Annotated in this window: 10 protein-coding genes and 1 pseudogene; 5 read left to right on the forward strand and 6 right to left on the reverse strand. The window is 38.8% G+C overall.

The genetic code is table 11. The features are described 5' to 3' along the window. Positions 1–858 precede the first annotated feature (858 nt). Complete coding sequence (locus tag K339_RS0115660) at positions 859–1800, forward strand: replication initiation protein (RefSeq protein WP_028524438.1); 942 nt, start codon at positions 859–861, stop codon at positions 1798–1800. Between the two features lie 14 nt (positions 1801–1814). Here the strand turns inward: K339_RS0115660 and K339_RS0115665 are convergent, their stop codons facing one another. The 6 genes and pseudogenes from K339_RS0115665 to K339_RS38170 all read right to left on the reverse strand — a co-directional run. Continuing rightward, a complete protein-coding gene (locus K339_RS0115665) occupies positions 1815–4358 on the reverse strand; it encodes a toprim domain-containing protein (RefSeq protein ID WP_028524439.1) in 2544 nt (847 codons plus the stop codon). Between the two features lie 13 nt (positions 4359–4371). Further along, the gene (locus K339_RS0115670) at positions 4372–4611 is read right to left on the reverse strand and encodes a hypothetical protein (protein ID WP_028524440.1); all 240 of its coding nucleotides are present in this window, start codon (positions 4609–4611) and stop codon (positions 4372–4374) included. Positions 4612–4632: 21 nt separating this feature from the next. Further along, a complete protein-coding gene (locus K339_RS0115675; RefSeq protein WP_028524441.1) occupies positions 4633–5172 on the reverse strand; it encodes a hypothetical protein in 540 nt (179 codons plus the stop codon). Between the two features lie 228 nt (positions 5173–5400). Continuing rightward, positions 5401–5895 carry a hypothetical protein gene (locus K339_RS0115680; protein ID WP_028524442.1) on the reverse strand — a complete coding sequence of 165 codons (495 nt, stop codon included), beginning with the start codon at positions 5893–5895 and terminating at the stop codon, positions 5401–5403. 107 nt (positions 5896–6002) lie between these two features. Beyond that, a complete protein-coding gene (locus K339_RS33820; protein ID WP_229598748.1) occupies positions 6003–7727 on the reverse strand; it encodes a TraM recognition domain-containing protein in 1725 nt (574 codons plus the stop codon). 12 nt (positions 7728–7739) lie between these two features. Continuing rightward, positions 7740–8180 (reverse strand): annotated as a pseudogene (locus K339_RS38170) (YWFCY domain-containing protein); the annotation flags it as partial. 103 nt (positions 8181–8283) lie between these two features. On the opposite strand from K339_RS38170, the gene K339_RS0115690 reads away from it, so the two are divergent. The 4 genes from K339_RS0115690 (at position 8284) to K339_RS0115705 (ending at position 14741) form a co-directional block, all read left to right on the forward strand. Beyond that, positions 8284–8715, forward strand: a complete 432-nt coding sequence (locus K339_RS0115690; RefSeq protein WP_028524443.1) for a hypothetical protein — start codon at positions 8284–8286, stop codon at positions 8713–8715. After that, positions 8697–10688, forward strand: coding sequence for a hypothetical protein (locus K339_RS0115695; RefSeq protein WP_028524444.1), 1992 nt, complete (start codon positions 8697–8699; stop codon positions 10686–10688). The genes K339_RS0115690 and K339_RS0115695 overlap by 19 nt, the downstream gene beginning before the upstream one ends. A 191-nt stretch (positions 10689–10879) precedes the next feature. Next, positions 10880–11764 carry a hypothetical protein gene (locus K339_RS0115700; protein ID WP_157607606.1) on the forward strand — a complete coding sequence of 295 codons (885 nt, stop codon included), beginning with the start codon at positions 10880–10882 and terminating at the stop codon, positions 11762–11764. A gap of 67 nt (positions 11765–11831) precedes the next feature. After that, on the forward strand, positions 11832–14741 hold the full coding sequence (locus tag K339_RS0115705; protein ID WP_028524446.1) for a T9SS type A sorting domain-containing protein: 2910 nt from the start codon (positions 11832–11834) through the stop codon (positions 14739–14741). Positions 14742–14743 lie beyond the last annotated feature (2 nt).

The following is a 14743-nucleotide window of genomic DNA, read 5'->3' on the forward strand; positions in this document are numbered from 1 at the left end:
ATTAACTTCATAGTTTCCAGTGTGCCTCTTTTGTCGGTAGGTGATTTTGATTGTTTTTTGTTTTGAAATTTTTTGGAAAGAAGAGAGTTGCTGAGATAACTTTTTCCCTAAAAGAAAGACTGTATTTAATTGTTTAAAAACTGGTTATATTTTTATTTAAGATTGATGATTAAAATATTGATGATTTACGGGGCTTGTAATTCATTGATTACAAGGCGGTTATGCGGGTTAATTCTGTCAAAATGTAGTCTAACTCTGTCAAAATGTAGTCTAATTCTGTCAAAATGTAGTCTAACTCTGTCAAAATGTAGTCTAACTCTGTCAAAATGTAGTCTTTAATTCTGTCAAAATGTAGTCTAATTCTGTCAAAATGTAGTCTAATTCTGTCAATTAATATGACTGACATTATTTTTTGACAGAATAAATTTTGAATAAGAATAAATTAAATATTATTGAATTTATTTCTTTTGTATTATTTAATAATTGTACCTTTGTAAACCTAGATTGCCTGCTTTAAAGGTTACGTATTGCCAAAAGACTTGTTTAAATTCTGTCAAAATGTAGTCGTTTTCTTCTTTTTTTGTTTATAATTATTTGATTTTCAGTGATTTATGTGTATTTGATATATTGTTGTTAGCTATCGAGGTGTTGAGAAGCCGTAAAAATGGCATTTTTTACGGTATTTTAATGAAAAAACTTTATCAATAAACAAATTTCAATTTTATAATACATTGATATACAGTTGATTGTGTTTAATTCTGTCAAAATGTAGTCCAACTCTGTCAAAAAGTTAAAATTTCTGACACTTTTTTTATTTGACAGATTATTTTTTTTAACTTGCTTTCAAATCAAAGAAAAATGAAGTTAAAGCATTACAATAGACAGCCAAATGCTTCAATTATGACTCGCCAGAGCTTTTCACTTCTGGAGAAGAGAGTTTTTTATATCGTGTTGAATCAGTTAAGTGAAGCAGATATAAATCTAAAGCAAAATAAGCAATTTAGAATACCGGCCAAGCTCATTACCCAAAACTATCGACAAATGCTTGGCATGGCCCAGTCGTTGATGCGTAACTGTCAGATATGGTTAAGGAACGATGAACAAAAGGAGTTTCAAGCTTATAATGTATTTTCGTCAGCTAGATATAGTGCCAAAGAGGGCATCTTTGAAATAGGGTTATCGTATGAGGTGATACCCCACATTGCTCAAATTAAAAGTGGCTATACAGAATATGAATTAGCAATTGCGCTATCGCTCAATAAAACCTATTCGCAAAGGTTGTATGAAATGCTATCGCGTTGGAAGAACTTTAATGGTGGTACTTGGTCTCAAGTCTCAGTTGAAGACCTGAGAGACTTACTGGGAGCCAATGAGGAAACCTATGATGATTTTGGGCAACTAAAGAGACGCGTGTTGGACCCAAGTTGTGAAGAAATTTCGGAAAAAACTGACATTAGCTGTAGCTATCAAATACAGAAAACAGGCAGAAAAGTAACTCACCTGAGTTTTTACATTCAAACTCAAAATTCAAAAGCAATACAAGAATTGCAAGAAATTCGTGAGGCACTGAATGCTCTAAATATGGATGACCGTTGGAAATACATGCACGAACGGTTGGAAATGTATGATTTTACTAAAATTCAAAGGAACAAGATACTGCAAGATGAAGATTTAGCCAATCGTTTTGTAAACGCCGATATGGAAATACAAGCAGGCAAAAGAAAACCCAATGATGCAACAGCATATATGGCTGTCATTCTTGGTTTTAATGAAAGTAGGGTAAGAAAAGCAAAAAAATAAATGCGGAAGAGTATTCAGATGGCTAGTTTGTTTTGTGCTTTAACGGGGGTTTGACTCAAATTCAGATTAGCTTTGTGGAGTGGCGGGGGTAATTTTAAAAGGCTACTGTCGGGAAGTTTTTCGCCATTGCGTTGTTGTAAGATTTCATTAAAGTCCTTTTGCGTACGGCTGGGGCGGCTAATTAGAAATAGGGGATGACTTTGCTTTTGATTAATGCTATCTGAAAGTTTGTTGAGTGCCCGAATGAGCATATTTGTGTCATTGGGAAAAGAAATGACAACATGGGTGCATAATTTATCTTCACCAGGCGTTTGTAAGTGGCTCAATTGACTGGCTTTCGCCTTGAACTCATTTCCTTCTTTTGTTACAAACTTATTCAAACTAGCGGTTAAGTCGTTAATGTATTTTTCGTGTTGTTGTTCAAGTGCTTGCAAAGTAGAGCCTTTCAACTTGTTCGAAAGTTCGAGCCGAAGGTGGTTTTGCCCCTTTATGAAATTATCATCTTTTGTTGGAAGATGTCCGCCGTCTTCAATTTTTTGGTTAGAGCTCCCAATCAGTTGCTGTACACTTTGGATACCAATAGGTGGGGCGCTATAGGTGATATAAGGCGTTAGGTTAAAATCGTGCTGTTCGTTGGGGTGTTTAAGCCCAAGATAATTAATTGCAAACCGAATTCCAGCATTATCACCATCCTGCGCAATTACCACTTCAGCCAACGGATTTCGGTTAAGTATATGTTGAATATGCTCCATTTGATGTTTAGCTGGAGTGCCACAAGTGGCAATATAAAGCCGACGTTCTTCAGGTGTTTCTGGGTTTAATTGAGCGAAGGACAATGCATCAATTGGACTCTCACAAAGTATAAGGCGATTGGCTGATAAGGGCTCAAAGAGTTCTGTCACTTTGTTAGAGGGAATAGAAAGTTGAGCTGAATTACTTCGGTCAAGGTAGAAAAAGTAAATTTCGTTATTACTCAGGTTTCGGTAAAGCGTTCCCAAAGTATTTATAGGAATGTTTTGATAGTGAGTTTTTAATCTAAAATGGGCATTTGACAGCCAAAGTGCTTCACGTCTTTCTATGCTAGGAAATTGTTTGAATTTATCGTTCCTTATGTCTAAAGACGCTAAGTTCCCATCAATCGCAAATAGCGGGAAAGCCGTATTTTGGAAAACTAAGTCTTTGGATTTTAGGCGGTTTAAATAGTTGTCAATGAAAACTTCATTCAGAGAGAACCGATTGATTTGCCCATCAAGTTTTGTGAAGAAAAATCTATCACCCTGGTCATTAGATTGGAGTAGCTCTTTGGTAAAAAGCAATGCACCTTGAGAGAGTACCACGTTTTTCCCTTTGGTATTATTGAGAAAGAGTGGTTCAATTAATTCGTAGGCCAATTGTTTTAGGCCAACATTCAAAATTTTTGACACAAACGCAGGGTGGCTCAGGGTCGGAATATTGATTGCCCGATTGAGCAGATAACGGCTGTCTTTCAGAAGGGTAGGAGTGTAGGTTTCTTTTAAATCGGTTTCTCGGAGTGTTGTATCTTTCAAAAAATAGCTTTCAGAAACCGCTCGAAGTGGGGCTAATTTGGCCACTTTGTGTTGGTATTGGGTGTCTCCTAAAATTTGGTCAACAACAGCAAAGGTGCTCTTCCAATTCTCATTTTCCATGCGATGAATAAATTGAATAGAGTCTCCTTTGAAGCCTTCGCTTCGTTTCCAATTTCCTTGGGCATCTTTGTATGGTTTTCCCAAATCGTTCAGGTCACAGAACCCTTTATATCGGTACTTCCCTGCGATGTTACAAACTGCTAATCGTTGCTTATCCCCTTTAATCCCTGTTTTATAAATTCTCCAAACACCATTTTTACTTGTCTTTTCGGCGTCCAGATAATAACCGTAGTGTTGTAATACAATCTCAATATCTAATTCTTTTCTAAGCGAATCAAAATCACGTTTACTGGGGGGCTCGGCGTGTGCAGTCTTGGTAATTTTTGGAGGTAAGCCATTTTGAATTTGATAAATGTTTCTTATGTCAAGTTTGTTTCTTTCAGCAACTTTTTCCAGAGCGGTAGAGTCCCATAGTTTTCGGGATGAGGTGGACTGTAAGATGCTGGCATAAAGTTGATTGATGTTTAACTGTGGGAGCGAAATAATCTGAGATGGTGACTGCTCTCCCCATGCGATTGCTCTTCCATTGATACGATGCTGATAAGTGTTTAAAAAGTCATCGGCCTTAAAGCCAGCAATACATGGATATAACTCTACTTTGAAATTGGGGGCGCCAACAGACAGTATCCTTTTAGATACATTTCTAAGTGGTATTGATGTCGGTAGTTTTGTATATAAGCGATTGGGATTTGCTTCTTTTATTGCCTGATTTAGTCGTTCAATATTTTTTGGCGTTGAATCTATCCAGAGTTTTATATGTGTAATGGGACGCCCCTTCTCAAAAGTATTGATTGCAAAGTCACCAAAAATCAAATATTTGACTTGATGTTCATTAAAAAAATGTAAAAGGTTAAGTTGTTCAGGGTGAGCGTAATTTGTGTGTATATCCAAGGTTTTACGAAAATTACTCGTTTAAAAAAATACTGTTGTTTGCGAAAACCGCCATAAAGTTTTTAAGAATGATATCACGCTGCTCCTCGTCTAAATTGAACCAGTCGGTTGGGTGCTCGACCCTCAAACGGGGAAGAGTAAGTTTCAAATCATGTTCATCTATCCCCATTTCAACAGGTTCAAGAATGTGAGCGCCAAATTTCTGTTGAAGTTGTAAAATGAATTCTTCTTGGGCTTTTTGGGAGTATTTCATTAAAATGTTGGCTAGTTGTTGTTAAATGCGAAATCCTCTTCTAGTGTTAAGGTTGCCTTGAACATCTTGCGAAGGGGTTTGGCTGTATGAAGCGTTGATACTAGGTGTTGCTTTTTGCTGAAGTGCTTTATCATGTTTTTCGAATTGAAATCGGAACGTAATTTCTCCGTTAGGAAATGTCGAGGACTGGAGTAGAATAGGGCCAATATAGCCCACTTTTTTTCCGAAAGCATCAAATAATGGGGGGGATTCGACAACAGATTGTTCTTTTAAAATAGAGAGCTTGGATTTTGTGAAATCGTTAAACCAAGCCAGGGATAATCGTTGAAATGGTGAGAGTGAACTAAGATTCGGAGTTGGACTCGATAACTGAAGGTCATTTTTTATTAAAACTTCTAGTTCGGATTTAAGCCATTTTAGCAGCGCAATCCTGGTCGGTTCTCGTTCTTTGTCAATGAGTTGTTCCACTATTTGTGTTTCTGACAAAGATTTGGCAGCTTCCCTCAGAATTTTTGGACGAATCTGGTCATAAATTTTTTGGGCTTCTTTTTGTTTAAGCATCTAATAAATTTTATTTTGATTTAATTTTACAAATTAACTAAATTAAAATAATTTAACGAAATTAAATTTCGTAATTAAATTTCAATATCTTTTCTATACCGAAGAATGCCCCGATCACAGTATAGAGAAAGCCAGTTGAAGTCATACTTAATGAATGGATTATCAGTTAAGATAACATGTCGCAGCATTAACTCATGAAGTTTTGCCACAAGAATCAGAGCTTGGTAATTATGAAGGGGTAGGAGTGGTTCCTTTTTCTAACATGCAATAATACTGATAGGCGGTGTTTACAATAGAAGGATGATACATGAACTCTTCTATCGAAAGCCCATGCTTTTTAGTAAAAGTCATAAATTTTAACAAAGTAGAGGAGGTGTTTTTTCCAAAAGAAAGATCTCTTAACTGAAAGTACTCTAAACCAGCCATTTGAGCAATGTCTTTTACGGAAAGCACTCGCTCAAATTTCCCTTTTATTTTACTCAAATCGCCCTTAAAATGTTTGGTTTGGTCGTCTAATAATTTGGCTTTTATGAATTGTACGCATCCGCTAAATACTTTACCGTAGTAAAATTTTTCACTTTCGGGATGTGAAACTATCTGACTGATTTTTTCAAAAATAACTGTTTTTTCCTCCTCGCTAAGTGAATCAAAGGAAGTTGAGCTAAGTTCTTGAATTACAACAAATTGTTCAGTTTCTGTTAACGATTTTTGAAGCTTTCGCATGATTTAATTGCAGGGTAAATGGTATTATGTTTGTAAGATAATGCAATTTAAGCATCTTATAAGATTAAATCAAACTTAATTATATAAAATAGTTTTATTTAATGAATCTACTTTTTTGGTAAATTTGATATACCATTTGTTTTATTAATAGATATACCAAAAGAAACGGTCTCGCTTTCGACTAGTTCTCTGACATCCTGTTTTACTTTTTGGTAGCATGAAGTGGTTAGATGTTCTCTAATGAGCCGCTTGGTAGATTCACTTTGGGTGATATAGCCCTGAGAATAACCCATTTTTATAGCAAATTGCTCAAAATCCTTGATGGGAGGTAGTTGTTTGTGTTTTTTTGTGAGCGTTTTGTCAATAAGAATTTGTCCTTTGAATGTCTTCAAATCCACCTCTTCCCCAAAGTTATCAACTGTTTGACCCACAAATTCCCCCTGTTTAAGAGTCGCGATTTTTGACGGAGGAATCACATCTTGTTGCTGAGTTTGTAAGTTAAGGGATGTATCGGTTCTTGAAAATGTAATGCTTTCCTTCAATTGGTTCGTTTTACCAAAACGTTTTGACAATGTTTCAGCTGAATTAAATACTACTACCCCCGAAAAGAAATTGCCAACGGTATTCATAATTACTTTGGCTTCCTTGTCACCATAGTCACGAGTAAGTTGCTCAAAATCTTGAAAACCAAGCCAAGGAGCTACTTTATTGGAACGAGCGGTAGCAATTAAGGTATCAATCCCTTTAATGAACATAGTGGGTAACTCATCCCAAAACAAGGCCGATTTTAGTCTTCCCTTTTTGTTGACCATTTTGAGCATCCGAGAAGTATAAAGCGAAAATACTGTACCGTAAATTCCGATGCGTTCGGGATTGTTTCCTGTACAAAGAATTTTTGGGGCGTCAGGGTTATTAATATCCAAGGACAAGTCGTTGCCAGTCATTATCCAATAAATAGTTGGCGAAGATATTCGAGTAATGGGAATGCGTACGGAGGCAATTTGACCAGCGAGTTGCTCAATGGCGCCGTCTTGCCAAGCATCTTTGAAAGGTTTTACATACACTTCTAAATCTTGGTATTTACTCATTATCTCAAACATAGAACCGTAGTCTTCGTTTACAAATTCAATAACGTGTGGGAATGTGCATACCTGTGATAACTGCTTATAACGATTGATAATATCTATATCTTGTTCATTTTCAGATTTTTGGATCTCGATAAGGTGTAAGTTTCTGTATTTCACACTGGCAGAACGCAAGTACCAAATAACGGCGGTTAGAAAGTTGATGGCTGATTCAACAAAAAAGTCACCTTGCTTTTGTACCCAAGTTCGATTTAAATTCAACATAATGGTTTGAGCTGCTTCGTAGGCGTCCATGATGTCGGTCATAGAATCTGGAAAAAGGGGGTTACAACGGTGTGAGCGCTCAATATCATCGAAATTAATGACGAAAAATTGGGGGATTAGTGGTTGTCCATCAGCCTGTCTTCCCCAAGCATAAGGATTTTCGGCCAACGTATGTCGGTAGGCATTGTAAGCTTCGAGGGTTAAGTCAGGATACTTAAAATCATAAACATAGGCAGTGTAACCCTTCCAAATGGACTGCCAAATTGCTGGTATCAATACTGCAAACGATTTTCCCGAGCCAGGCGTTCCTAACACCATTACTGACCGCATTGGGTTAATAATGTTTATCCACCCTTGATGCCATTTTTTCTTAAAGTAATATTGAGTTCTGAAATGGATAGAGTACTCATTTTCAACGTATTTCTCATTCTGAGGGAATGTTTCGTTTTCTTCGTTAAAGATGTCATCATTTAGGCTTCCCAAGAACAAACGGCTAGCATATTGTAGCCCTTTTATAAGAAAAAATACGCCAGTTACAGTCGTGAAAATATACAGTAAGTGCTTGCCAACGTTAGAAATGTTGAGGGGATAGTATAGTAAAAAAGTACTCCCGAAAAAAATAAAAAAACCAATGAAAATTGTTCTTTTGACCTTTTCAACGGTTATGCTTGACTTGAATGTCCCCTTTGACCCGAGTCCGTGAAACACCAACAAGGCGAAAATAATAAGTTTAGACGTAAATGGGTTATTGAATAAGTGATATTCATTATTCAGTTTGCCTAAAAATTTTATTAGAAATTCAGATAGCCATACGTAGTTAGAAAAAAGAGATATATCAAACCAAAAGTGGTGGCATGACAGAAGTAAAATGCTGATAATGAGTAACAAGTCAACGCCTTTGTGGTATGATTCACCATTGTTAGATGCGAGTCCCATATATTTAATTGATTTTTTAAATTTAATTATATTTAATTTTATTATGCAATAATATTATATTTGTGCCGATTTATAACAACCAAATTATTGTACGGGCAAAGTAATGAGTTACACAATTGACCAATTTGTGGCCTATCTTCACCGAGAAGGTTTTGAGGCTGCTTCTTCCGAACGAACACAGTGGCATCAGTTTTATGACAAAAAATTAGATGAGTATGTCACCATTAGAGTGTATCTACCTTTATTGAAGAACGATTTCTTTTCGGCATCTTCAGGGGTTAGGATATATTTGTTTCATGAGGTTTTACAACGATATGTTGGTGAAACAGCCTACTATGAATGGACAGACGAAGCAGATTTAGAAGATGCACTCAAATTGAGAATAGAATTGTTTAAAGGCGCTTACCTTTCGGGTCAGTACCGTAGTCCGCTGAATATCAATGGTTACGTTTTTAAAAATGGATTACAGCCTTATTGGGTTTGTCGAGAAACAGGTAGCACCTTTACTGATGAGGAATGGAAAGCAATGCAATGATGAAGGGTCTTTATTTATTGGTCTTGATTTTGTTGGTTCGCACTTTGAATGCCCAAACACCCAGAATTAGAATTAACTCTTTTCTTCAGGGGAGTGGTACTGTATCGGTGAGGGTATGGAGTCCAACAACGGGTTATGATTACACAATGCAATATGATTTAGGAACACCTTATCAAAATCAAGACCCTGAAATTCCACCACCACCAGCGGGGAATAATTATAGTATTTTGGTGACAAACCATTCGAATCAAAGTTTGTCATTTGCACTCACTCAAACAGGGGTTAATTGTGATGCTTCTCGGACTCGATATACGAACTTTGCAGGGCCAGATTATGGATTTGTTGATCTTTTGGCCAATGAAGTAATGTCAGGGCAGTCTTTCTACATCGCTAAAGACACCCTAAAAATTCGTACGAACGCTAGCTATGGGCAGGTTTGTACGCAAACAACCGCCCAGAATAGTTACCAAACGGGAGAATTGTTTGTCAATTTGTTTTCGGGGAATGGTTACATTCGACTTCAGCCAATTCGTTACATAGACAGAGTGCTGTATTTTTCGTCTGTCAATGAAAATTGCGTGTTAAATGGCCAATTTAAAGTGTATGTCAATGGAAACGCGGTTTCTTATACGCCTGATTTCTTGGGTTATGGATTGGCATTTTTGCGGCTGAGTTCACCAACAGAACTGTCTGTAGGGGATGAAGTCTGGGGTTTTAACCAATGTACTGGCCAAATTTCAAATGTCGAGTACCCCCGCGATGTTTTTGCCTATTTAGAGGTAAAGGATGGTTTCTCGCATACTGGAAACCGAATAACACCCACCTATTCATTACCTCCTTATGGATTATACACAACACCCGTTGAGGTTAATCAATGCACGCCTGTAAAATTATCTTCCCATGTACTGTATGAATTGGGTTTGAGTAATTCAGGCAATAATGATAATACGTACCGTGAAGAGGGGCCTTACAAAATCAACGGCCAACTGGTACAAGAATCTGAGATGTGGCATGGATTTGTTCCCCCTAATGCGGGTACGTATATACAGCAGGGTAAGGTGTTTACTAATAATGGACTCATCAGCTGGCTTACTCGTCAGCCAAGAGCGGCTCCTGTCAAATGGGAAGTCAACTATCGAGGTATTGTTGGAAATGACGAAGGAGACAATACCTTTTATATGAACGGTTCTGGCTTTGCCCAAATGAAAGATGACAACTATGATTTATTTCAGACTACCTATTCCGAACACGACTTACCAAAGAACAAAAACAAAACGCCAACCTCTAACCCTGCTAACTATACGTTAGAAGCGACAAAGGAGGGTGTAATTCGTTTTTGGCATAATGGCGTAAAAATAGACTCATTAGTGGAACGGGTTAAATTTGAAGTTTTGGGCGGAAAAGGTCTGCTGAGTGAGACGGGGTCAGTCCCGTACGGGAAAGAAGTAGTTTTTACCCCACAAGACACGGGGTATTATTTTGTAAAAGCTACATTTAATGGACAAATCGCTGTCAAACAATTGTTTCATGTAAAATCAAACCCTCCAAAATTATCAGTGGGAGATACGCTTAAAGTAGTTACAAATCAACAAGTAATGATTTCGATAACCAACTGTGCAGGAACTGTCAAATGGGACGATGGTAGTACGGGTAGTTTTATTCAATTTAGCGCTAAAGAAAGTCGCATGGTAACGGCGAGTTGCCAACCCGAGACAGGTTGTTTTACAAAAACGGTGCAAACGTATGTACAAGTAAAACCCCCGAAGCCAACTGTTCAAAGTTCATTGACGGATGTTTGTGAAAATACCATGGTTACTTTTAGTGTGGGAGGCTGTACGGGACAGTATTTGTGGTCGAACGGAGCGAGCGGGAACCAAATTACTTTAGTAGCAACCCAGCCGCAATTATTGTGGGTCAAGTGCCAAGATACTGCGGGTACATCTGACCCAAAATTTATTCAATTTCGGAATTAATCAATTAACACAGGTCTTCCCCAAAGACATTTATCCAAAAACATACCTCCTTTTGGGGGAAGGGGGCTTATTTTATGAAAATATCAATTTGTGCTTTTTTAGTACTCCTATTATGGAGTTCAGTGATTGCTTTTGGGCAAGACACCACCTTTGTTACCATTCGTAAGTTACCATCAAAGGTTACTCTTACGATGAATACAGACTCAATTTATCTCGGACAAAAAGCCACGTTAACCGCATCAGGTTGTGCTGGAACTGTAACATGGTCAACGGGACAAACGGCAGCCTCCATTCAGGTGTCGCCAACTACTCAAACATTCTATAGCGCTTTTTGTACTTCAGCTTTTGGTTGTGTAGGAGTGAAAGATTCACTGAAAGTGCTAGTGAGAAAAGCCCTTGTACCCAAAGCCAGTCCTACGACAATTTGTGCAGGCGATTCCTCAGTTTTAGCTGTAGCAGGTTGTACAGGTGGAACGTTGACATGGAATAATGGAGGTGTTGGAACGAGAATAGTCGTAAAACCCAACGTGACTACGCAATATTCTGTTACATGTACGCAAGGAACACTGGGGACGTCACAGCCTGTGTTAGTGACAGTAACTGTAAATGCCACGCCAACAGTTCCAGTTTTAACGGCTAATCCTCAAAACGTAAAAACGGGTGAAAGTGTAACACTAGCTGCCACAGGTTGTAGCGGGACGATTACATGGGCGCATGGAAAAACGGGAGCTAACATTACAGAAACTCTGACAAAAACTACCGTATTTTCGGCATTTTGTACATCTACGCAAGGTTGTAAAAGCCCTACCGCCAGTGTCACTGCGGGGGTAGATTCTCCGATTCCGATTGTCAATGCAACGCCCAACGAACTTTGTGAAGGGCAAAGTCTGACTTTGAAAGTATCGGGTTGTTCGGCTACAGGTACGTACGAATGGCGAAATGCCAGCGACCAGCTTGTTAATAGTACTTCAACTTATACCCTAACTGTAACGGGCAACCAAACGCTAAAAGTTGTTTGTAAAGATAGTGCAGGTACATCTCAACCCCGAATTGTAAGCCTTAAAGTAGCGAACTAAACGCCCAAAAAGTGGGGAGTAATTGTTGCCGTAAATAAGCAAGTATTCCCCACAAAAACTTTACTAGATGATTTCAAGAATTGTTTATTTAACGCTGTTGAGTCTGGGACTACTGTTGGTAATGTTGCAAAATTCCCAGGCGCAAGATTCTCTGTATGTAATTGTGGGTCAAACGCCCTCTGCGCCGTTGCTTTCAGCCAATAAAAACCCAGCTAATGTCAATGAAAAAGTGGTACTGGTGGCCAATGGTTGTACTGGACAAGTGGTTTGGTCTGACGCAACCATTGGCGCAAGTCGTATCGTAGCTTTGGAACGAACCACAGAGTTTAGGGCGAGGTGTGTCACAGCCCAACGGTGTACCAGTTCAGAAAGTAAATTAGAGGTGCAGGTAAAACTTACACCCCCACAAATCGAAGGATTAAAAGAAGTCTGTGAGGGACAAAATGTCACATTGACTGCGCATGGGTGCCTGCAAGAAACGCGTTGGCAGGACGAGGGTGTTGGAGAAGTTCGGACATTTCGACCCTCTGTAACGACCACTTACTATGCAAAATGTATTCAGAATGGTTTGGTGTCAAATAATGCCAACATTTTGGTGACAGTTAATTCTAAGCCAGCTCCACCTACAATAACAAAGAATGAACAGACGGCAGACAATGTAAATGAGATTTCATTACATGCCAATTGCAACGGTTCAACTGTTAGGTGGGATAACGGCTCAACGCAACCCATTATCAATGTTATACCTGTTCTTCCAACCAACACGTATTCTGCAGTATGTATCTCACCCCAAGGATGCCAGAGTGAAAGCACCCGTTTTACCTTACCGTTACAAGTCAGTAAACCAGAATTAACGGTTTCTAATCAAAAGGTGTGTGCGGGTCAATCAGTTTCTTTAATCGCCAGCAATTGCAATGGCACATATGTCTGGTCTTCGGGAGAAAGTACTGCAGTCATCAACCCAATAGTGAGTAATACCAGCCAGTTTTGGGTTAAATGTAAGACGAGCGCGGGGCTATCTGAACCCACATCTGTAACGATAGAAATTATCACAACGCCAACTTCTCCAGTGCTTACGGCACAGCCTAGTTCATTGTTATTTGGACAATCAACTCAAATAACGGCATTTGGGTGTAATGGAATGGTAAAGTGGTCAAATCAAGCTACAGGTAGTACCTTACATGTAACACCTAATGGAACCAGTACGTATGAAGCCTATTGTGAAACACAAACGGGGTGTCGAAGCGCTACATCCAGTGTTGTTGTGACGGTTTATCCATCTACTACGAGACTGATAGCAGCGCCAACGGCCATTTGTGCAGGTGAAAAAACCAGTTTAAAAGCCATTGGCTGCAAAGGAACGGTAACTTGGTCGTTTGGCTATAAGGGAGATAGCGTGCAAGTTGTTCCAACGCGGACAACCACCTACTTTGCCGTATGCCAAACGGGCGAGGTGAAAGATACGAATGCCGTAGAAGTCTTGGTTTACCCTTTGCCAAATGAACCAACGCTAACGGCAAACAAGACGCAACTTCAAAGCGGAGAGTTAGTGGTGTTAAATTCACAAGGTTGTAGTTACCGAACAATATGGGACACAGGCATTGTAGGTGAGAAAATACAACTATTTCCTCAAATTTCGACGGAATATGCGGCTTATTGCCAGAGCGAAAAGGGTTGTATGGGAAAAATGGCGCGTATCAAAATCCAAGTGAATGCCGCTATTTTGACTTTAACAGCCAATCGCCCCAAAATATGCCAGGGTGAAACATCTACTCTTGTCGCAGATGGCTGCCAAAATGGAACACTAACATGGGAGCAATTTCCTAACCAAAGGAGCAATTCTTTGGTGGTTCAACCAATCGTAACCACTATTTACAAAGCAAAATGTGAAACACTTTCAGGAGTATCGGAAGCAACAATTACATTGACAGTAAATCCAAAAACAAAACTCTTGGTTTCAAATATTGAGTTATGTGAAAATGCTACAATTGATTTGCGAAAGCAAGTTTTGAATGCGAACTCTTTTGGTAATTTACTATTTAGAAAGAGCACTCCAAGTTCAGTTAATGTTTCTTATATTCAGACGCTTACTCAAAGTGGTACGTATTATGTAATTGGCACCAATCCTAATTCATGCCTTGACACTGCCCAAATTGCACTTATTGTTAACCCTAAACCAGCCATCCCTTCAGTAAATGCCCCTTTAGACTCTGTGATGGCAGGAAGTAGTTATTTTTTACAGGGGAAGGGTTGTGAAAATGGAACGATACATTGGTGGGTAAATGATAAAAAGGAGACAGGGGGAAAAATCAGTCTCGTGGCCGAACAAAATACCCGCATAAAGGTCATTTGTGTAAGTTCGAAGGGTGGATGTGCCAGTGATACGAATTTCTTGTCAATACCTGTCAAACACGGGGTTCCTGCACTTGCCATTTTATCTTCAAAAGCTTGTGAAGGAGGAACGGTATCACTTGAGGTAAAAGGATGTGCTCAAGGTTTGTTGGTAGGTACACCCAATGATTTTCGTATTTTGCCCATCACTTTTTCGCTATCAGTACCATTAAATAGGGATTCAATCTTCTACAATGGTACCTGGATAGGTACCAAGCTCAAACGAGGAGATTCCCTTTTTGTCGTCTTACCTGCCTACTGTTACACAGGTAATATCAATTCTACATTCAAAAGTAATCCTCGTCGCCTTGAAATCCCCATCCAATTTGTATCACTAACTGATTTGTATTTTTATCCTAATCCTGCGTCGGGTAAAATTCGTATCAAGGGGCGAGATTGTGTCAATGGACTACGTCTCAAGGTATGGGATTTGGTAGGGCGTCTATTAATGGATGATTATGGCACCAACGTTGACAATGAGATTGAACTGGATGTTTCTACGTTGCCTTCAGGGGAATACCTTTTGGAAATACAAACAGCATCGGGAGAAAGTAATGTCAGTAGGTTATTGAAACACAGTAAGTAAAG

This window comes from Runella limosa DSM 17973 (genome assembly GCF_000482465.1).
Taxonomy (GTDB): Bacteria; Bacteroidota; Bacteroidia; order Cytophagales; family Spirosomataceae; genus Runella; species Runella limosa.